The sequence below is a fragment of the Streptomyces sp. Sge12 genome (assembly GCF_002080455.1).
In the GTDB taxonomy this organism is placed as follows: domain Bacteria; phylum Actinomycetota; class Actinomycetes; order Streptomycetales; family Streptomycetaceae; genus Streptomyces.
This window is the reverse complement of sequence record NZ_CP020555.1, coordinates 3,650,001-3,668,484: the sequence shown is the minus strand read 5'-3', so window position 1 is coordinate 3,668,484 and position 18,484 is coordinate 3,650,001. Positions and strand designations below refer to the sequence as shown.

Genomic DNA, 18,484 nt, shown 5'->3' with positions numbered 1-18,484 from the left:
CGACCGGGCGGCGCGGGTCAGACGTACCGCTCCAGGATGGACGACTCGGCCAGGCGGGACAGGCCCTCGCGGACGCTGCGGGCACGGGCCTCGCCCACCCCGTCCACCGCCTGGAGGTCGTCGACGCTCGCGGCGAGCAGCTTCTGCAGCCCGCCGAAGTGCTCCACGAGCCGCTCGATGATCGCCCCGGGCAGCCGCGGCACCTTCGCCAGCAGCCGGTAGCCGCGCGGCGACACCGCCGAGTCCAGGGTCTCCGGCGAACCGGTGTACCCGAGCGCCCGCGCCACGATCGCCAGTTCCAGCAGCTCCGGATGGGTCAGCGCGTCCAGCTCCGCCAGCGCCTCGTCCACCGTGCGGGAACGCTTCGCCGTCGGCTCCGGCACGTAGTCCCGGATGACCAGCTCGCGCTCCTGCTCGATCCCGACCGTCAGCTCGTCCAGCTGGAGCGACAGCAGTCGCCCGTCCGTGCCCAGTTCGACCACGTACTCGGCGATCTCGGTCGCGATTCGGCGGACCATTTCCAGCCGCTGCGCGACCGCCGTCACGTCGCGGACCGTGACCAGGTCCTCGATCTCCAGCGCCGACAGCGTGCCCGCGACCTCGTCGAGGCGCAGCTTGTACCGCTCCAGCGTGGCCAGCGCCTGGTTCGCCCGCGACAGGATCGCCCCGGACTCCTCCAGGACCCGCCGCTCCCCGTCCACGTACAGCGCGATCAGCCGCATCGACTGCGACACCGACACCACGGGGAAGCCGCACTGCTTGGAGACGCGGTCGGCCGTGCGGTGGCGGGTGCCCGTCTCCTCCGTCGGGATCGACGCGTCGGGCACCAGCTGGACACCGGCCCGCAGGATCTTGGTGATGTCCTTGTCGAGGATGAGTGCGCCGTCGAGCTTGCACAGCTCGCGCAGCCGGGTCGCGGTGAACTCCACGTCCAGGACGAAGCCACCGGTGCACATCGCCTCGACGCTCTTGTCCATACCGAGGACGATGAGCCCGCCGGTGTTGCCGCGGACGATCCGTTCCAAGCCGTCACGCAGCGGCTGACCAGGTGCGACCGCGCTCAGCGAGGCGCGCATCATGGCCTCCTGCTTGGAGCTCGCGCCCGACTTGCCGGATGCTGCTGCCCCGTCCTTGGCTGCCACTGCACTCCTCCGGTCGCGGGTTGTGCCGCCCTGCGCCGCGGGCACGAGGACGTGCGTACGGCCGGGCGGACCATCCAGAAGTCTACCGGCGTGCGCCGCGGCCCCGCCGTGGCTTGTCCGGGTACGGCGTGCGCGGGGCTCGTACGGGCCCCCGACCAGCGGATCGTTCCCCCCTGGGGGGCGGTTACTCCGCCGACCGCTCCTTGGCCGGCGTACGGGACCGGCCGCGCGGCAACACCCGCAGCGCGTCGCCCATGTCGGCCACCTCGATGACCTTCATCCCGGCCGGCACCTTGCCCGGATCCGCCGGGACCAGCGCGTGCGTGAACCCCAGCCGGTGCGCCTCCGCGAGCCGCCGCTGCACGCCGGTGACCCGGCGCACCTCGCCGGCCAGGCCGACCTCACCGATCGCCACGAGGTTCTTCGGGAGCGGGACGTCACTGGCGGCGGAGGCCAGCGCGAGCGCGATCGCCAGGTCGGCGGCCGGTTCGGTGAGCTTCACCCCGCCCACCGTGGCGCTGTAGATGTCGCGCTTGCCGAGCGCCGTGATCCGGCCGCGCTGCTCCAGCACCGCCAGCATCATCGAGACGCGCGAGGTCTCCAGACCGGAGGTGGTGCGCCGCGGGGAGGGGATCTGCGAGTCCACGGTCAGCGCCTGCACCTCGGCGACCAGCGGGCGCTTCCCCTCCAGCGTCACGGTCAGGCAGGTGCCGGGCACGGCCTCGGCCCGCCGGGTCAGGAACAGCCCGCTCGGGTCGGCGAGGCCGGTGATCCCCTCGTCGTGCAGCTCGAAGCAGCCGACCTCGTCGGTGGCCCCGTACCGGTTCTTGATGCCGCGCACCAGCCGCAGCCGGGCGTGCCGGTCGCCCTCGAAGCTCAGGACGACGTCGACGAGGTGCTCCAGCAGACGGGGACCGGCGATGGCCCCGTCCTTGGTCACGTGGCCGACGAGGAGGGTGGACATCCCGCGTTCCTTGGAGGCCCGGATCAGGGCCCCGGCCACCTCGCGCACCTGGGCCATGCCGCCGGGCGCGCCGTCGATCTCGGGGGAGGCGACGGTCTGTACGGAGTCCAGGATCAGCAGGGAGGGCTTCACGGCGTCGAGGTGCCCGAGCACGGCGGACAGGTCCGTCTCGGCGGCCAGGTAGAGGTGGTCGCTGAGAGCGTTGATCCGGTCGGCCCGCAGCCGCACCTGGCTCGCCGACTCCTCGCCGGTCACGTACAGGGTGCGGTGCTCGTCGCTGGCCGCCTTCGCCGCGACGTCCAGCAGCAGCGTCGACTTGCCGACGCCGGGCTCACCGGCGAGCAGGACGACGGCGCCGGGCACGAGCCCGCCGCCGAGGACGCGGTCCAGCTCGTCCACGCCGGTGCTGCGGGCGGTCGCCGTCCGGCCGTCGACCTGGCCGATCGGCAGGGCGGCGGTGGAGACCCGGCCGGCGGCGGTGGTCCGCACGGCGGGCGCGCCCATCTCCTCGACGGTGCCCCAGGCCTGGCACTCGGGACAGCGGCCAAGCCACTTCGCGGTCGTCCAGCCGCAGTCGGTACAGCGGTAGGACGGCCGGTCCTTGGCGGATGAACGAGCGGTGCGGGCAGCCATGGCGTTCACGGTAGCCGTCCCCACTGACAGCCCGGACCTCGGGCGGGAGGGGCCGGCCTTCCGGCGGGCGTACCGCGTCAGGGCCCGCGTCGTCAGGGCCTGCGTCAGCGACCCACCGATCTGTTCACCCGTAAGGGCTAAATGTGGTGAAGGCTTCCAGAGCGTCCCCGGCGCGCCGCCTACGGTCGCCAGGTGAACAGCAGCAACCAGGCACACTCCTCAGCGCGCACCGGCGCACACCGGGCGCACGGGCGCACGCCCCACGAGGGCGAGCAGCCGCCGCCGTTCCGGCACGAGCCCTACCTGGACGGCCTGTTCACGTACTGCCTGTCGGTCCTGTGCGACCACGACACCGCGACCGACGTGCTCGGGGACGTCCTCGCCGTCGCCGAGCGGCACCCGGGCCGCTGCCCCGACGAGGGGGACCGGCGCGCCTGGCTCTACGCACTCGCCCGCTGGGGCTGCCTGCACCGGCTGGCGGATCAGCGGCGCGCACGGCAGGGAGCGCATTCCGCCCGGCGTGCGCCGGAGCACATGGAGCGCGACCGTGCGCCGGGTGGTGACACCGGCTCCGAGCGCGGCCCGGAGGCCCATCGGCCCCTTGACGTCAGCGCCTACCGCCGTACCGAGCTGGCCCGGCTCGCCTGGCCCGAAGCCGCCGGCACCACACCCGAGCAGCGCGAGGCCCTCGAACTCGCCGTCCGCCACCGCCTCGGCGTGCCCGAACTCGCCGCCGTCCTCGGCACCCCCGCGGCCGCCGCCCGCGAGCTGCTCTCCGGCGCCGCCTGCGAGGTGGAGCGCACCCGCGCCGCCCTCGCCGTCGTGGAGACCGGCAACTGCCCGAGCGTCTCCCGGCTCACCGGTGACGACGGCGACGGCAACGTCCTGCTCTCCAGCACCCTGCGCGCCGAGCTCGTCCGCCACGTCGACGACTGCCCCCGCTGCCGCCGCGCCGCCGAACGCGTGGGCGCCGCCGGCCCCTGGCCGGGATCCGGCGGCCTCAACTCCGCCGCCCTCCCCCTCGTACCCGCCCCTCGCACCGCCGTCCACGCCGCGATGCTCCGCTCCGGCCGGGGCCGCGGCCGGAGCGGAGCCGCCCCGCGCTTCGACCGCACCGGTTTCCCCATGGATCCCAAGGACCGGGCGGCCCGCCGCGACCGGCTGCGCGCCCGGGTGGTGACCACCACCGTGGTCGCCACCGTCGTCGCCGCCCCGGTCCTCGCGCTGTGGGCCGCGTACCGGGGCGGGCCGGACTCCGGCGAGCCCGGCGGCGATGCCACCCGTATCTCCGCCAGCGAGTCCGAGCTCCCGACCGCGCGGACCGACGGCCGCCCGCTCACCGCCTACGAGAACGCCGGGAACGCCGCCACCACCACCGGCGGCCCGGGCTTCGCCCAGAGCGACACCAGCTCCGACGTCTCCGTCGAGGTGATCAGCACCGGCCCGCCGGCCACCCCCGACCACCCCGGCAGCGCCGGCCGTCTCGCCGTGGCCGCCTCCTCGCAGGGGTCCGTCACCCTGCTCACCCTCACCGCCTCCGGCGGCGCCCCGGTCGACTGGCGGCTGTGGTCCGACGCCCCCTGGCTGCGCGCGAGCCGCACCGCGGGCACGCTGGCCCCAGGAGAATCGGTCACCCTGCGTATCGTCGTGGACCCCGAGGCCCAGCCCGTCGGTGGCTGGACGGCCCGGGTCGGGATCGACCCCAGCGGCGCGGTGGTCTCCATCCAGGGCCGGGGCCGCCCGGCGTCCACACCCGCGCCCACCCAGAACCCGACGCAGCCCGCGACCCCGGCGCCCTCGCCGGACCCGACGCAGCCGGGCACACCGACCCCGTCCCCGACGGAGCCGACGATCCCGCCGCCGTCCCCGACACCCGCGCCGTCCTCGACGGAGGGCACAGGCGGAACGGTTTCCCCGGCCCCGGACCCGGCTCCGTCGGGATCCTCGGGCCCCTGAGACCGGGCCGCCGGCCGGGTCGCCCGCCGGCCGACTCGCAGGCCGGTCAGGCACCGGCCGGGTCGGCCGCCGGTCGGGTCAGGCGGGATCCGCGGGGTGCGGGGCCATCGGCAGCAGCGAGGCGAGCCGCGCCTCGCACAGCTCCACGAGCGCGTCGTACCCCTCCTTGCCCATCAGCTCCGTCAGCTCCGGCCGGTACGACACGTACACCGGCTCCCCGGCGCCGTGCGCCGAGGTGGCCGACGTGCACCACCAGTGCAGGTCGTGGCCGCCCGGACCCCAGCCGCGGCGGTCGTACTCACCGATCGTCACCTGGAGCACGCGGGTGTCGTCGGGCCGGTCGATCCAGTCGTACGTGCGGCGGATCGGCAGCTGCCAGCAGACGTCGGGCTTGGTCTCCAGCGGCTCCCGGCCCTCCTTCACGGCCAGGATGTGCAGCGAGCAGCCGGCACCGGCGGCGAAGCCCGGCCGGTTGAGGAAGATGCACGCGCCGTCCCAGCGGCGGGTCTGCTTCTCCCCGTCGTCGTCGTGCTGCGTCCACCCGCTCTCGCTGCCGACGTCGTGGAACTGCCACACCTCGGGCGTCAGCCGGGCCACGTGCTGCGCGACCCGCTTCTCGTCGTCCTCGTCGGAGAAGTGCGCGCCGAGCGTGCAGCAGCCGTCGTCCGCCCGGCCCGCCTGGATGCCCTGGCAGCCGCTGCCGAAGATGCAGGTCCAGCGGGAGGTGAGCCAGGTCAGGTCGCAGCGGAAGATCTGCTCGTCGTCGGCGGGGTCGGGGAACTCCACCCAGGCCCGAGGGAAGTCGAGCCCCTTCTCGTCGGCCACGGCCACGACCTTGTCCTTGCCGCGCTTGGCTTTCGCCCCGGCGCCGTCCTTGGTCCTGTCCTTGCCGGTGTCCTTGCCCGTGTCCTTCTGCGACCGGGTCTTGTTGGCCTTCTTCGTATTTGGCACAAACCCAAGCCTATGCGCCCCTTACTCAACCCCCGAGTCTTCCTCGCAGTAGCGTTTCCCCCTATGAGACTCGGTGTGCTGGATGTGGGTTCGAATACGGTCCATCTGCTGGTGGTGGACGCGCACCCCGGCGCGCGCCCGCAGCCGGCGCACTCGCACAAGGTGGAGATGCGGCTGGCGCAGCTGCTCGACGAGGCCGGCGCCGTCACGCCTGACGGCGTCGAGCGTCTCGTCTCGGTGATCGGTGACGCGGTGCAGGCCGCCGAGGACAAGGGGTGCGAGGACGTCCTGCCCTTCGCGACCAGCGCCGTGCGCGAGGCCACGAACGCGGACGAGGTCCTCGCCCGGGTCAAGGCCGAGACCGGTGTCGACCTGCCGGTGCTGAGCGGCGAGGACGAGGCCCGGCTCACCTTCCTCGCCGCCCGCCGCTGGTTCGGCTGGTCCGCCGGGAAACTGCTGGTCCTGGACATCGGCGGCGGCTCGCTGGAGATCGCGTACGGCATCGACGAGGACCCGGACGCGGCCGTCTCCCTCCCGCTGGGCGCGGGCCGCCTCACCTCGGGCTGGCTCCCGGGCGACCCGCCGGACGCGCTGGACATCCGGGCGCTGCGACGGCACGTGCGGGCGGAGATCGCCCGCACGGTCGGCGAGTTCCGCCGCTTCGGCGCTCCGGACCACGTGGTGGCGACCTCGAAGACCTTCAAGCAGCTGGCCCGCATCGCGGGCGCGGCGCGCTCGGCGGAGGGCCTGTACGTGCAGCGGGACCTGAGCCGCAAGTCCCTGGAGGAGTGGGTCCCGCGCCTGGCGGCGATGACCACGGCCCAGCGCGCGGCCCTCCCGGGCGTCTCGGAGGGCCGGTCGAACCAGCTCCTCGCGGGCGCCCTGGTCGCGGAGGCCACGATGGACCTTTTCGGCGTGGAGGACCTGGAGATCTGCCCGTGGGCCCTGCGGGAGGGCGTGATCCTGCGCCGCCTGGACCACATGCCGGCGCCGGGGGTGTGAGCCCGGCCCGGGGCGCAGCGCCACCCGGTCCGGGGCGCAGCGCAACCGGAGCTCCCGCGGACGCGTCGCACAGATCATGGGACGCGAATGGCTCTTCTCCCTCATACCCCTGACGCTCGGTGTCGCTTTCCTCGGCGTCGGCGGCTACGGCCTGCGCCGAGCGGGTCTGCTGCGGCGCAAGGGCGTCATCGCAGCGGGCCGGATCGTGCGCCACGAGGTGTCGAAGGGGGACGAGGGGGCGATCTACCACCACCCGGTCGCGGCCTGGACCGCGCGGGACGGGCGCGCCCACGAGTACGCGTCCAGGTTCGGCCGCGGGTCGGTCGGACACGCCTACCGGGTGGGAGCGGGCGTCAAGGTCCGGTACGACCCGGACAGGCCCAGCCGTTTCGAGGTCGTGGGCTGGGATTCCAGGGTCGTCGATCTGCTGTTCACCGTGCTGGGGTCGATCTTCACGGCGGGCACGGTGATCGTGGTGCTCGTCCGGCTGGTCACCCTGTGACGGCCCTCTCGGCGTGGCCGCCGTCACGGTCGGCCGCCGCCGTGGGCCCGTACCCTGTCTCCGTGGCAGAACCAGTCCGTGTCCCGACCGCGAAAGTCGCCCTCTCCACCGCCTCGGTCTATCCGGAGTCGACGGCGACCGCCTTCGAGATCGCCGCGCGCCTGGGGTACGACGGCGTCGAGGTCATGGTCTGGACGGACCCGGTCAGTCAGGACGTCGACGCCCTGCGCCGGCTCTCGGACCACCACGGGGTGCCGATCCTGGCCGTGCACGCGCCGTGTCTCCTGATCACCCAGCGGGTCTGGTCCACCGATCCGTGGACGAAGCTGCAGCGGGCGCAGGCGGCGGCCGAGCGGCTCGGGGCGTCCGCCGTGGTCGTGCATCCGCCGTTCCGCTGGCAGCGCCAGTACGCGCGGGACTTCGTCACCGGCATCTGGCGGATGGCCGACGAGACCGATGTCCGCTTCGCCGTGGAGAACATGTACCCGTGGCGCTACCGCGACCGCGAGATGCTCGCGTACGCCCCCGAGTGGGACGTCACCAAGGACGACTACCGGCACTTCACCGTCGACCTGTCGCACACCGCGACCGCCCGCACCGACGCCACCGCCATGATCGACCGGATGGGCGACCGGCTCGCGCACGTCCACCTCGCCGACGGGAACGGATCGGCCAAGGACGAGCACCTGGTCCCGGGCCGCGGTACGCAGCCCTGCGCCGAGCTCCTGGAGCGCCTGGCGCGGACCTCGTTCGACGGGCACGTCGTGATCGAGGTGAACACCCGCCGGGCGATGTCCTCCGCCGAGCGCGAGGCCGACCTCGCCGAGGCGCTGGCCTTCACCCGCCTGCACCTGGCCACCGCCGAAGGCGCCACCGGCACCGGCACGGCCACCGGCACCACCGGCAACACCGCTGCCGAGCCCGAGCGCGACGGGGCCCACCGCCCGTGACGGCCGCCCCCGACGCACCGAAGCCCCGCCGCCGCGGCCCCGGCCGCCCCCGGCAGGACGAGGCCGACGAGGGCCCCGGCACCCAGGAGCGCATCCGGCTCGCCGCCCGCGAGGTGTTCGCGGAGCGCGGGTACGACAAGACGTCGGTGCGCGGCATCGCGAAGGTGGCCGGCGTCGACCCGGCGCTCGTCCACCACTACTTCGGCAGCAAGGACGATCTCTTCGCCGCGGCCATCGAGGTCAGCATCGAGCCAGCCCTGGTGGTCCCCGCGATCATCGGCGAGGGGCCGGAGGGCATCGGCGAACGCCTCGCCCGCTACTTCCTGGGCGTCTGGGAGAACCCGGTCACCCGGGTCCCGCTGCTCGCCGTGATCCGCTCGGCGCTCACGCACGAGGCCGCCGCGAAGGTGCTGCGCCAGCTGGTACTGCGGCGGCTCCTGGAGCGCGTCGCCGCCGATCTCGACGTACCCGACCCGACCTTCCGCGCCGAGCTCGCCGCCTCCCACATGGTCGGCATCGCGATCCTGCGCTACGTGGTCCAGGTGGAGCCCCTGGCGTCCGCCGACCCGGAGAAGATCGTGGCTCTGGTGGCGCCCACGCTCCAGCGGTACCTGACCGAGGAATGACCCTCCCGTCCCGGCATCCGGACGCGGTGTCCGGATCGCGAGCGGTGGGCGTAGCCTCGTATCTGAGCCATATCCGCAGTCGCGGCTGACCGTACAGCCGCACTCATGGGGAGTGAAACCGCATGCCCGAGCTGAGGTCCCGCACCGTCACCCACGGCCGCAACATGGCAGGCGCGCGTGCGCTGATGCGCGCGTCGGGCGTAGCGAGCGCGGACATCGGCAAGCCGATCATCGCGGTCGCCAACTCCTTCACCGAGTTCGTCCCCGGCCACACCCACCTGGCCCCCGTCGGCCGGATCGTCTCCGACGCCATCCGCGCCGCCGGCGCCATCCCGCGCGAGTTCAACACCATCGCGGTCGACGACGGCATCGCCATGGGCCACGGCGGCATGCTGTACTCCCTCCCCTCCCGCGACCTGATCGCGGACTCGGTCGAGTACATGGTCGAGGCGCACTGCGCCGACGCGCTGATCTGCATCTCCAACTGCGACAAGATCACGCCCGGGATGCTGATGGCCGCGATGCGGCTGAACATCCCGGTCGTCTTCGTCTCCGGCGGCCCGATGGAGGCCGGTCAGGCCGTCCTCGTCGACGGCACCGTCCGCAAGCTCGACCTGATCGACGCCATGGTCGACGCCTCCAACGAGAACGTCTCGGACGAGGACGTCCTGCGGATCGAGGAGAACGCCTGTCCGACCTGCGGGTCGTGTTCGGGCATGTTCACCGCCAACTCGATGAACTGCCTCGCCGAGGCCATCGGCCTGGCCCTCCCGGGCAACGGCTCGGTCCTCGCCACGCACACCGCCCGCCGCGCCCTGTACGAGGACGCCGGCCGCACGGTCGTGGAGATCACCAAGCGCTACTACGAGGACGGCGACGAGTCCGTCCTGCCGCGCAGCATCGCCACCCGCGAGGCCTTCGAGAACGCCATGGCCCTCGACATCGCGATGGGCGGCTCCACGAACACGATCCTGCACCTGCTGGCCGCCGCCCAGGAAGCGGGCCTGGAGTACGACCTCACCGACATCGACGCCGTCTCGCGCCGCGTCCCGTGCCTGGCCAAGGTCGCGCCGAACGTGGCGCCCGGCGGCACGTACTACATGGAGGACATCCACCGGGCCGGCGGCATCCCCGCCATCCTCGGCGAGCTCCACCGCGGCGGCCTCCTCAACAAGGACGTCACCACCGTCCACTCCGACGGCCTGGAGGACTGGCTCGCGCAGTGGGACGCCCGCTCCGGGACGGCCAGCGACACGGCCATGGAGCTGTGGCACGCGGCCCCCGGCTGCGAGCGCTCCGCCACCGCCTTCTCCCAGTCCAAGCGCTGGGAGACCCTCGACCTCGACGCCGAGGGCGGCTGCATCCGCTCGGTGCAGCACGCGTACTCCAAGGACGGCGGACTGGCCGTGCTGCGCGGCAACATCGCCGTCGACGGCTGCGTCGTGAAGACCGCCGGCGTCGACGAGTCGATCTGGACCTTCGAGGGCCCGGCCGTGGTCTGCGAGTCCCAGGACGAGGCCGTCGACAAGATCCTCCGCAAGGAGATCAAGGCGGGCGACGTCGTCGTCATCCGCTACGAGGGCCCGCGCGGCGGCCCCGGCATGCAGGAGATGCTCTACCCGACCTCCTTCCTCAAGGGCCGCGGCCTCGGCAAGGTCTGCGCCCTGGTCACGGACGGCCGCTTCTCCGGCGGCACTTCGGGCCTGTCCATCGGCCACGCCTCCCCGGAGGCGGCCTCGGGCGGCACCATCGCGGTCGTCGAGGACGGCGACCGGATCCGCATCGACATCCCGAACCGGTCCATCGAGGTGCTGGTCGACGAGGCCACCCTCGCCGCCCGCCACGAGGCCCTCGGTGGCGTCTACGCGCCGAAGAACCGCGAGCGCAAGGTCTCCGCGGCCCTGCGCGCCTACGCCGCCATGGCCACCAGCGCCGACAAGGGCGCGGTCCGCGACGTCAACCTCCTCGGCTGATCGCGCACGCACGCGAACGCCCCGCCGGCGCCCCCGCACCCTCCGGTGCGGGGGCGCCCGCATGTCACCGTGTCACCAGGCGGCGGGTGCGCCCGCGGCCACCGCGAACACCGTCCCGTCGGGCGCGCTCGCGAACAGCCGCCCGTCCCCGACCACCGGCGCGGGCAGGGTGGAGGTGTAGCCGCCCGGCCCGCCCCCGATCCGGGGCTTCGTCTGGCCCAGCAGCCGCCCGCCGCCGTCCACCGCCAGCGTCCGCCCGTCGGACGCCGTCAGGTGGATCCGTCCGTCGTGGACCACCGGCCGCGAGCCCACGGCCACGCCCGTCTCCAGCCGCCACTCCTCGCGTTCCGCCCCGACCGCGACCAGGGCGCCGCCCGTCCCGAAGGCGTACACCCGCCCGTCCGGGCCGACCGCGGCCTGCGCGTCGAGCAGCGGCGCGGCCAGCGCGGTCCTGCGTACGGCACGGGTCGCAAGGTCCACCCGGATGACGGCCCTGCTGACCGCCCCGGACGCGGACCGTGAGTCGCCCTCCAGCAGGTACAGCCCGCCGGCCCCCGCGCCGACCGGCTCCAGCAGGGACGGGCTGCGGAGCTGCCAGCGCACCGTGCCGTTCGCCGGATCGACCGCGCTGACCTGCGTGGACCTCCCGTCCGCGGCCTGCGTGGACACGTACGGGAGCACGCCGCCGGACGGGTCCGGTCCGGCGGACCAGACGGAGCCGGGCCCGCCGAGCCGGTGCGTCCAGCGGGCCGCGCCGGTGGCCGCGTCGAGCATCGTGACGTTCCCGTCCGGGCCCGTGACCAGCAGCAGCTCTCCCACGGGCACCACCTGCGCGCCTTGCTGCAGGTTCCGCTTCCAGCGCTGCGCGCCGGCCGCCGGATCCAGCGCCCGGAGCGTCTTCCCGCCGTCGTCCACCGCGAGCACCAGCCCGGCGGCGTGCAGCGGGGCCGGATTCGGCGTCATCCGCGACGCGGGTGCCGTGCCGGGTACGGACCAGAGCACCGAGCCGTTCCCGGGGTCGAGGCGGGCGGCCGCCAGCCCGGGCCCCGTGCAGTAGAGGGCTCCGGCCGACCAGGAGCAGGCCGGGAAGGGGTTGCCCTGCCCCCGCGCGCCGACCGGTACCGCCCACGGGGTCACAGCGCCCGCCCCGGAGCCCGCTCCGGTGGCCGCGGCGTGCACGGCGGAGGGGTCCGACACGTCCGGCGCGCCCGCGTCGGCCCCGAGGGCCAGGTATCCGCCGAGCGCCCCGGCGGTCACCAGCAGCACGATCCCCACCGCCACGAACAGCCGCGCCCGCCGCCGGGGACGGGCAGCAGGCGCGGGTTCGGGTCCGGGTGCGGCGACGATGCGGTCCCGCCGGTGGGTGCTCTCCTCCCTCCGCTGCGGGCGCCGCGGGTTCGGGATGAAGGCCCGGGTGTCCTCCGAGGTGGGGTACGCCAGCGCCCGCAGCTCACTGATCAGCGCATCGGGGGTGGGGCGTTCGGCCGGGTCCTTCGCGAGGCAGCGCTCGACGATCGGCATCAGCTCCGCGGGCAGTCCGGTCAGGTCGGGGTCGTGGTGGACGACCTGGTACGCCACCAGGTAGGGGCTGTCGGAGTCGAAGGGCCCGCGCCCGGTCGCCGCGTGCACGAGGACGGCGCCCATCGCGAACAGGTCCGCCGCGGGCCCCACTTCGCGCGGCCGCTGGAACTGCTCGGGCGCCATGAAGGGCGGTGTCCCGATCAGTTTCCCGGTCTCGGTGCGCAGATCGCTGTCCGTCGGCCGGGAGATCCCGAAGTCGATGACCCGCACCCCGTCGGGCGCCATCAGGACGTTGCTCGGCTTCAGGTCCCGGTGCACCACGCCGGCCCGGTGGATGTCGCGCAGCGCCTCGGCCAGTCCGGCGCCGAGCCGGGCCAGTTCGGCGGGCTCCAGCACCTGCTCCCGTACCCGCTCGGAGAGGGTCGGCGCGTCGATGAACAGCGTCGCCATCCACGGCCGTTCGGCATCGGGGTCGGCGTCCACGACGGGCGCGGTGAACGCGCCGCTCACCTTGCGCGCGGCGGCGACCTCCTGCCGGAACCGGGCCCGGAACTCCGGATCCACGGCGTGCTCGGGATGCACGATCTTGACGGCGAGTTTCAGCCCCGAGGCGGAGGTGGCGAGGTGGACGACACCCATGCCGCCCGAACCCAGGACGGATTCCAGCCGGTACTGCCCGGCGTACTCCGGAAAGCCCGCCCGATCCCTGCGCAGCGACTGCACCGCTGACCACCCCCGCCGGAGCCTAGTCGATGCCCCCTGAGGATCTCCAAGGTCCTGCTACCCTGCGCGAGTTGCGAAGCGCAACGCTCAGGGGGGAGTTTTCGCATGTCCGAAACGAGTGAGTCCGGCCAGGTCCAGAGCCTCGCCGCCACGTCCGGTTTCCAGACGTTTCCGGTCGCGCCCGGCTACCGGGTGAACGTCCGCAGCGGCCCGGGCACCAGCTACTCCATCGTCAAGGTCCTGCCCTACGACTCGTACGTCTCGATCCGCTGCCAGGGTCCGGGTACGACGGTCTCCGGTCCGTACGGCACGACCGACATCTGGGACTGCATCGGCAACGGGCAGTTCGTCTCCGACGCCTACGTCAGGACGGGCAGCGACGGCTACGTCGCGACCCGCTGCTGAGTCGCCGGGTCCCGTGCCGGGCTCCGTGGGGGGACGGGGGCCGGCCGTGGCGACGACGGGTGACGGACCCGTCTGACACGTGAGACACACCCGGCCCGGCCGGCCCGGCGAGGGATAATCGCTGACGTGAGCGACGACCAGCGAGACCAGACCCCCGCCGAGCCGGCCCGCCTGGGCCGGGGCCAGGCCCCGGCCCAGGCCGAGGTGCCCGCAGGCCCGCAGCCGGAGCCGCTCCGGTTCTTCGGCACCACGTGGGTGAACCACGACGGCGGCTACGCCCTGCTCCGCGTCGGCCTCGCCATCGGCTCGCTGGCCACCGCCGTCTCCTCCGCCGTACTGCTCCGCCTCGCCTACGAGGGCCTGGAGATCGGCCACGTCGGCCCCTTCCTCAGCATCTCGGTCGTCGTCCTCTTCGCGATCGCCAGCTCCATCGCCTTCACCAAGACCTGGGCCTCCTACAGCCGTCGCCCCGCTCCGTCCTCCGACGAGGCCGCGCTCAAGGGCCTGAAGACGATCGGTTTCATCGGTTCCCTGATCGCGTACTTCCTGCGCTGCCTCGGTGAGGCCCCGGGCGAGAAGCTCCACCGCGCCGAGTACGAGAGCGCCCGCGCCGAATACGCCCGCCGCCGCAACACCCGTACGGGCAACCCGGCCGCGCGCCGCCCCAAGCGCAAGAAGTAAGCCCGCACCCCTCCCGGCGATTGACGTCCCGGCACCGCCAGGAGCATTATTCATCACATGATGAATAACCAGGCCGAGGGAGACCCGGCCGCCGTCCACGCCCGTGACCTGACCGTCCGCCGCGGCACCGGCCGCAACCTGCGCACCGTCCTCGACTCCCTCGCCTTCGACGTCCCCCGCGGCCGCATCACCGGCCTCCTCGGCCCCTCCGGCTGCGGAAAGTCCACGCTCATGCGCGCCGTCGTCGGCACCCAGGCCCACGTCACCGGCACCCTCGACGTCCTCGGCGAGCCCGCCGGCCACCCCCGGCTCCGCTCCCGCATCGGCTACGTCACCCAGGCGCCCAGCGTCTACGACGACCTCACCGTCCGGCAGAACCTCGACTACTTCGCCGCAGTCCTCGACCCCGGCCGGGCCGCCGCCGACCGCCGCGCCGCCGCCGTCAGCCGCGCCATCACCGACGTCGACCTCACCAGCCGGGCCGGCGCCCTCGCCGGGAACCTCTCCGGCGGCCAGCGCAGCCGGGTCTCCCTCGCCGTCGCCCTGCTCGGCACCCCCGAGCTCCTGGTCCTCGACGAACCCACCGTCGGCCTCGACCCGGTGCTGCGCCGCGACCTGTGGAACCTCTTCCACGACATCACCGCCACCCGCGGCGCGACGATCCTCGTCTCCTCCCACGTCATGGACGAGGCCGAGCGCTGCCACGACCTGCTCCTCATGCGCGAGGGCCGCATCCTCGCCCAGGACACCCCCGACGCACTGCGCACCCGTACCCACTCCGCCACCGTCGAAGAGGGCTTCCTGCGCCTGGTCGACGAGGCCAACGCCCACGCCAAGGCCGCCGACGTGGCCGCCGCCGCCCTCACCCCGGAGCAGAGCCGATGACCGCCATGACCGCCACGACCGCCATGAGCGGCGCCCGCACCGCCGCCACCGCCGCCCGCGTGCTGCGCCAGCTCCGCCACGACCCGCGCTCCATCGCGCTGATGCTCCTGGTCCCCGTACTGATGCTCACCCTGCTGCGCTTCGTCTTCGACGGCAGCCCCACGACCTTCGACGGTATCGGGGCGTCCCTCCTCGGGATCTTCCCGCTCATCACCATGTTCCTGGTGACCTCCATCGCCACCCTGCGCGAACGCACCTCGGGCACCCTGGAACGCCTCCTCGCGATGCCGCTCGGCAAGGGCGACCTGATCGCCGGCTACGCCCTCGCCTTCGGCGCCGTCGCCGTCCTCCAGTCCCTCCTGGCCACCGGCCTCGCCCTGTGGGCCCTCGGCCTCGACGTCATCGGATCCCCCTGGCTGCTCCTGCTCGTGGCGCTGCTCGACGCCCTCCTCGGCACCGCCCTCGGGCTCTTCGTCTCCGCCTTCGCGGCCTCCGAGTTCCAGGCCGTCCAGTTCATGCCGGCGGTGATCTTCCCCCAGCTCCTCCTGTGCGGCCTCTTCGCGGCCCGCGACACCATGCACCCGGTCCTCGAAGGCCTGTCCGACGTGCTGCCCATGTCCTATGCCGTCGACGGCATGACCCAGGTCCTCACCCATACCGACATGACCGCCGAGTTCGTCCGCGACGCAGGCATCGTCGCCGCGTGCGCCCTGCTCGTCCTCGCCCTCGGCGCGGTCACCCTCCGCCGCCGCACCCCCTGACGCCCACAGGCCGGACAGTCCCGCCCCGTTCCTTTCCCGGGTGAAAGGATGAGGACGCATACGTATCTCACGCGCAACACAGTTCGGCGAGGTGAATCGGGCATGACCCAGACAGTCGCAGTCCTCGGTACCGGCAAGATCGGCGAGGCCCTGCTCAGCGGAATGATCCGCGGCGGCTGGCCCGCCTCGAAGCTCCTCGTCACCGCCCGCCGTGCCGAGCGCGCCGAGGAGCTCCGTACCCGCTACGGGGTCGAGGCCGTCTCCAACGCCGAGGCCGCCAAGCGTGCCGACACCCTCATCCTCACCGTCAAGCCCCAGGACATGGCCAAGCTCCTCGACGAGCTCGCCCCGCACGTACCCGTCGACCGCCTCGTCATCAGCGGTGCCGCGGGCGTCCCCACCGCCTTCTTCGAGGAACGGCTCAGCCCCGGCACCCCTGTCGTCCGCGTCATGACTAACACCCCGGCCCTCGTCGACGAGGCCATGTCCGTCATCTCCGCCGGCAGCCACGCCACCGCCGCCCACCTCGCCCACACCGAGGAGATCTTCGGCAGCGTCGGCAAGACCCTGCGCGTCCCCGAGTCCCAGCAGGACGCGGCCACCGCCCTCTCCGGCTCGGGACCCGCCTACTTCTACTTCCTCGTCGAGGCGATGACCGACGCCGGCATCCTCCTCGGCCTGCCCCGCGCCCAGGCCCACGACCTGATCGTCCAGGCCGCCATCGGCGCCGCCGTGATGCTCCGGGACAGCGGCGAGCACCCGGTCAAGCTCCGCGAGGCCGTCACCTCCCCGGCCGGTACGACGATCAACGCGATCGTCGAGCTGGAGCGGCACGGTGTACGCGCCGCCCTCATCGCCGCCCTGGAAGCGGCCCGCGACCGCAGCCGCGAGCTCGCCTCCGGCAACAGCTGAGACACCCCGTACCGGTGGGGGCCCCGCGGCGCGCGGGGCCCCCACCCGTCACGGCTCCAGCAACCCGATCGCCCGGTACGCCCGGTCCACCACGGGCCGTGCCAGTTCCCTGGCCCGCCCGGCGCCCTCCCGCAGCACCTTCTCCACCTGGGCCGGGTCGCCCGCCAGTTCCGCATGCCGCTCCTGCACCGGCCGCAGCAGCTCGACCACCGCGTCGGCGACATCCCGCTTCAGCGCGCCGTAGCCGCTGTACCCGTCGGCGAGCACGGCCGGATCCCCACCGGTGCACGCCGCGAGGATGTCCAGCAGGTTCGCGACCCCCGGCCGCGTCTGCCGGTCGTGGACCACGCCGCCGTCGCCGCTGTCGGTGACCGCCCGCATCACCTTCTTGCGCACGACCCCCGGCTCGTCGAGCAGGTAGATGATCCCCGCCCCGTTGTCGTGCGACTTCCCCATCTTCGACGTCGGGTCCTGGAGATCCATGACCCGTGCGGCCACCGCCGGAAGCGTGGCCCGCGGCACGGTGAAGGTGTGCCCGTAGCGCTGGTTGAACCGCACCGCGAGATCCCGGGTCAGCTCGACGTGCTGCCGCTGGTCCTCACCGACCGGCACCTCCTGGGCCTCGTACGCCAGGATGTCGGCGGCCATCAGCACGGGATAGGTGAGGAGAGACAGCCGTACGCCCTCCCCGGAGACCTGCGCCTTCGCCGCCTTCTCCTTGTACTGGATCATCCGCCGCAGCTCGCCGTCGGTGGCGGTGCACTCCAGCAGGTAGGCCAGCCGCGTGTGCTCGTCGACATGGCTCTGTACGAAGAGGGTGCACCGCTGCGGATCCAACCCGGCGGCCAGCAGCAGTGTTGCCGCCTGCCGACTGAGCCTGCGTACGCGAGCCGGCTCGTGCTCGACGGTGAGTGCGTGCAGATCGACGACGCAGAACAGCGCGGACTCGGGTTCGTACTCGGCGGCGACCCACTGCCGGACGGCCCCCAGGTAGTTCCCCAGCGTCAGGTGTCCGGTGGGCTTGATCCCGCTGAAGATCCTTGTCGTCGCCATGTCCCTGTTCTCCCTCTGTCGTCCGTGCGTGAGTGGTGTCGGTGCCGTCGTGTCGGGCGACCGAGCCACTCCCGGGAGGGGAGAAAACAAGAGCGGCCGCCGTAGCGGCGGCCGTGAGCGCATGCGTGCTCGCGTGGAAGGTCGGCCGCCGTCAGGCGGGCCACCAGCGAAGGCTGAGCGTGAGCGCATGCGTAGTCATGGGCCCAGCGTAGACGGAGAGGGGTGAGGACGCGGTGAGTTTCGCGCACTCCGCGCGGCGGGCCGGCGGGGGTTGACACAGGTGTGCCCGGTCCGTAAGGTTCTTCGAGTTGTCCGAAGTGAGCGCCGACCCTGGTCGGTCCCCGGGCAGCTCATCCCGCACCACACATTCGAACGAACGACGCACTCCGTCGTCTTGTTTTCATGCGTATTTGCGAATGAGGAATCCGCGTTCCAGGACGCAGCCGCCGATTAGGTTCGGAGGCAAGGAATCCGCTACTGTCTCACTCGTCGAAAGGGCCCAACAGCCCAGCAGACAAACCCCGCTGACCGGGGATCAGGACCGAAAGGGTCTGATAGAGTCGGAACCGCCGGAAAGGGAAACGCGAAAGCGAAAACCTGGAAAGCGGAGCGGGACTGACTCTGATAGAGTCGGAAACGCAAGAACAGAACGAAAGCCCGGAGGAAAGCCCGCGAGGGTGAGTACAAAGGAAGCGTCCGTTCCTTGAGAACTCAACAGCGTGCCAAAAATCAACGCCAGAAGTTGATACCCCGTCCACTTCGGTGGATGAGGTTCCTTTGAAAAAGACCTGTCGGGCCTTCGGGCACTGGCAGGCGACAAACACAGCGAGGACGTTGTGGCGCG

The 18,484-nt window shown here is 72.9% G+C and carries 16 protein-coding genes; 11 read left to right on the top strand and 5 right to left on the bottom strand.

Translation table 11 applies throughout. The annotated features are described in order from the left end of the window. Positions 1–17: 17 nt before the first annotated feature. Both disA and radA read right to left on the bottom strand, forming a co-directional pair. A complete protein-coding gene (disA, locus tag B6R96_RS16185; protein ID WP_030727101.1) occupies positions 18–1,142 on the bottom strand; it encodes a DNA integrity scanning diadenylate cyclase DisA in 1,125 nt (374 codons plus the stop codon). 184 nt (positions 1,143–1,326) lie between these two features. Further along, the gene (radA, locus tag B6R96_RS16180; RefSeq protein WP_030389740.1) at positions 1,327–2,739 is read right to left on the bottom strand and encodes a DNA repair protein RadA; all 1,413 of its coding nucleotides are present in this window, start codon (positions 2,737–2,739) and stop codon (positions 1,327–1,329) included. 192 nt (positions 2,740–2,931) lie between these two features. Between radA and B6R96_RS16175 the strand changes: the two genes are divergently transcribed. Further along, positions 2,932–4,695: a BACON domain-containing protein gene (locus B6R96_RS16175; RefSeq protein WP_107475525.1), complete on the top strand. Its 1,764-nt coding sequence runs from the start codon at positions 2,932–2,934 to the stop codon at positions 4,693–4,695. 78 nt (positions 4,696–4,773) lie between these two features. Here B6R96_RS16175 and B6R96_RS16170 read toward each other — a convergent pair whose 3' ends face one another. Continuing rightward, entirely contained in the window at positions 4,774–5,526 is a 753-nt protein-coding gene (locus tag B6R96_RS16170) for a hypothetical protein (protein WP_384512032.1), read from the bottom strand. A gap of 183 nt (positions 5,527–5,709) precedes the next feature. On the opposite strand from B6R96_RS16170, the gene B6R96_RS16165 reads away from it, so the two are divergent. From B6R96_RS16165 to ilvD, 5 genes are all read left to right on the top strand, one after another. Then, on the top strand, positions 5,710–6,648 hold the full coding sequence (locus B6R96_RS16165) for a Ppx/GppA phosphatase family protein (RefSeq protein WP_030389743.1): 939 nt from the start codon (positions 5,710–5,712) through the stop codon (positions 6,646–6,648). 76 nt (positions 6,649–6,724) lie between these two features. Further along, positions 6,725–7,150: a DUF3592 domain-containing protein gene (locus tag B6R96_RS16160; RefSeq protein ID WP_079405735.1), complete on the top strand. Its 426-nt coding sequence runs from the start codon at positions 6,725–6,727 to the stop codon at positions 7,148–7,150. A 62-nt stretch (positions 7,151–7,212) separates the two neighbouring features. Then, positions 7,213–8,100 (top strand): sugar phosphate isomerase/epimerase family protein, encoded by an 888-nt coding sequence (locus tag B6R96_RS16155; protein ID WP_081525128.1) that lies wholly within the window; start codon positions 7,213–7,215, stop codon positions 8,098–8,100. Beyond that, positions 8,097–8,726 (top strand): TetR/AcrR family transcriptional regulator, encoded by a 630-nt coding sequence (locus B6R96_RS16150; RefSeq protein ID WP_030389746.1) that lies wholly within the window; start codon positions 8,097–8,099, stop codon positions 8,724–8,726. Before B6R96_RS16155 ends, B6R96_RS16150 begins: the two co-directional genes overlap by 4 nt. A gap of 122 nt (positions 8,727–8,848) precedes the next feature. Continuing rightward, a complete protein-coding gene (ilvD, locus tag B6R96_RS16145; protein WP_030389747.1) occupies positions 8,849–10,699 on the top strand; it encodes a dihydroxy-acid dehydratase in 1,851 nt (616 codons plus the stop codon). 72 nt (positions 10,700–10,771) lie between these two features. Here ilvD and B6R96_RS16140 read toward each other — a convergent pair whose 3' ends face one another. Further along, a complete protein-coding gene (locus tag B6R96_RS16140) occupies positions 10,772–12,943 on the bottom strand; it encodes a serine/threonine-protein kinase (RefSeq protein WP_237291437.1) in 2,172 nt (723 codons plus the stop codon). Between the two features lie 105 nt (positions 12,944–13,048). Here B6R96_RS16140 and B6R96_RS16135 point away from each other — a divergent pair, with 105 nt between their 5' ends. The 5 genes from B6R96_RS16135 to proC all read left to right on the top strand — a co-directional run bounded on the left by B6R96_RS16135 (position 13,049) and on the right by proC (position 16,587). Then, positions 13,049–13,348, top strand: coding sequence for a peptidase (locus B6R96_RS16135; RefSeq protein WP_030389749.1), 300 nt, complete (start codon positions 13,049–13,051; stop codon positions 13,346–13,348). A 126-nt stretch (positions 13,349–13,474) separates the two neighbouring features. After that, positions 13,475–14,029 carry a hypothetical protein gene (locus B6R96_RS16130; protein WP_443069904.1) on the top strand — a complete coding sequence of 185 codons (555 nt, stop codon included), beginning with the start codon at positions 13,475–13,477 and terminating at the stop codon, positions 14,027–14,029. Positions 14,030–14,086: 57 nt separating this feature from the next. Continuing rightward, complete coding sequence (locus B6R96_RS16125; protein WP_081522781.1) at positions 14,087–14,914, top strand: ABC transporter ATP-binding protein; 828 nt, start codon at positions 14,087–14,089, stop codon at positions 14,912–14,914. Then, positions 14,911–15,675, top strand: coding sequence for an ABC transporter permease (locus B6R96_RS16120; protein WP_081522780.1), 765 nt, complete (start codon positions 14,911–14,913; stop codon positions 15,673–15,675). The genes B6R96_RS16125 and B6R96_RS16120 overlap by 4 nt, the downstream gene beginning before the upstream one ends. A 102-nt stretch (positions 15,676–15,777) precedes the next feature. After that, positions 15,778–16,587, top strand: coding sequence for a pyrroline-5-carboxylate reductase (proC, locus tag B6R96_RS16115; RefSeq protein ID WP_030389753.1), 810 nt, complete (start codon positions 15,778–15,780; stop codon positions 16,585–16,587). 48 nt (positions 16,588–16,635) lie between these two features. Here proC and trpS read toward each other — a convergent pair whose 3' ends face one another. Continuing rightward, the gene (gene trpS / locus B6R96_RS16110; RefSeq protein ID WP_081522779.1) at positions 16,636–17,640 is read right to left on the bottom strand and encodes a tryptophan--tRNA ligase; all 1,005 of its coding nucleotides are present in this window, start codon (positions 17,638–17,640) and stop codon (positions 16,636–16,638) included. Between the last annotated feature and the right edge of the window lie 844 nt (positions 17,641–18,484).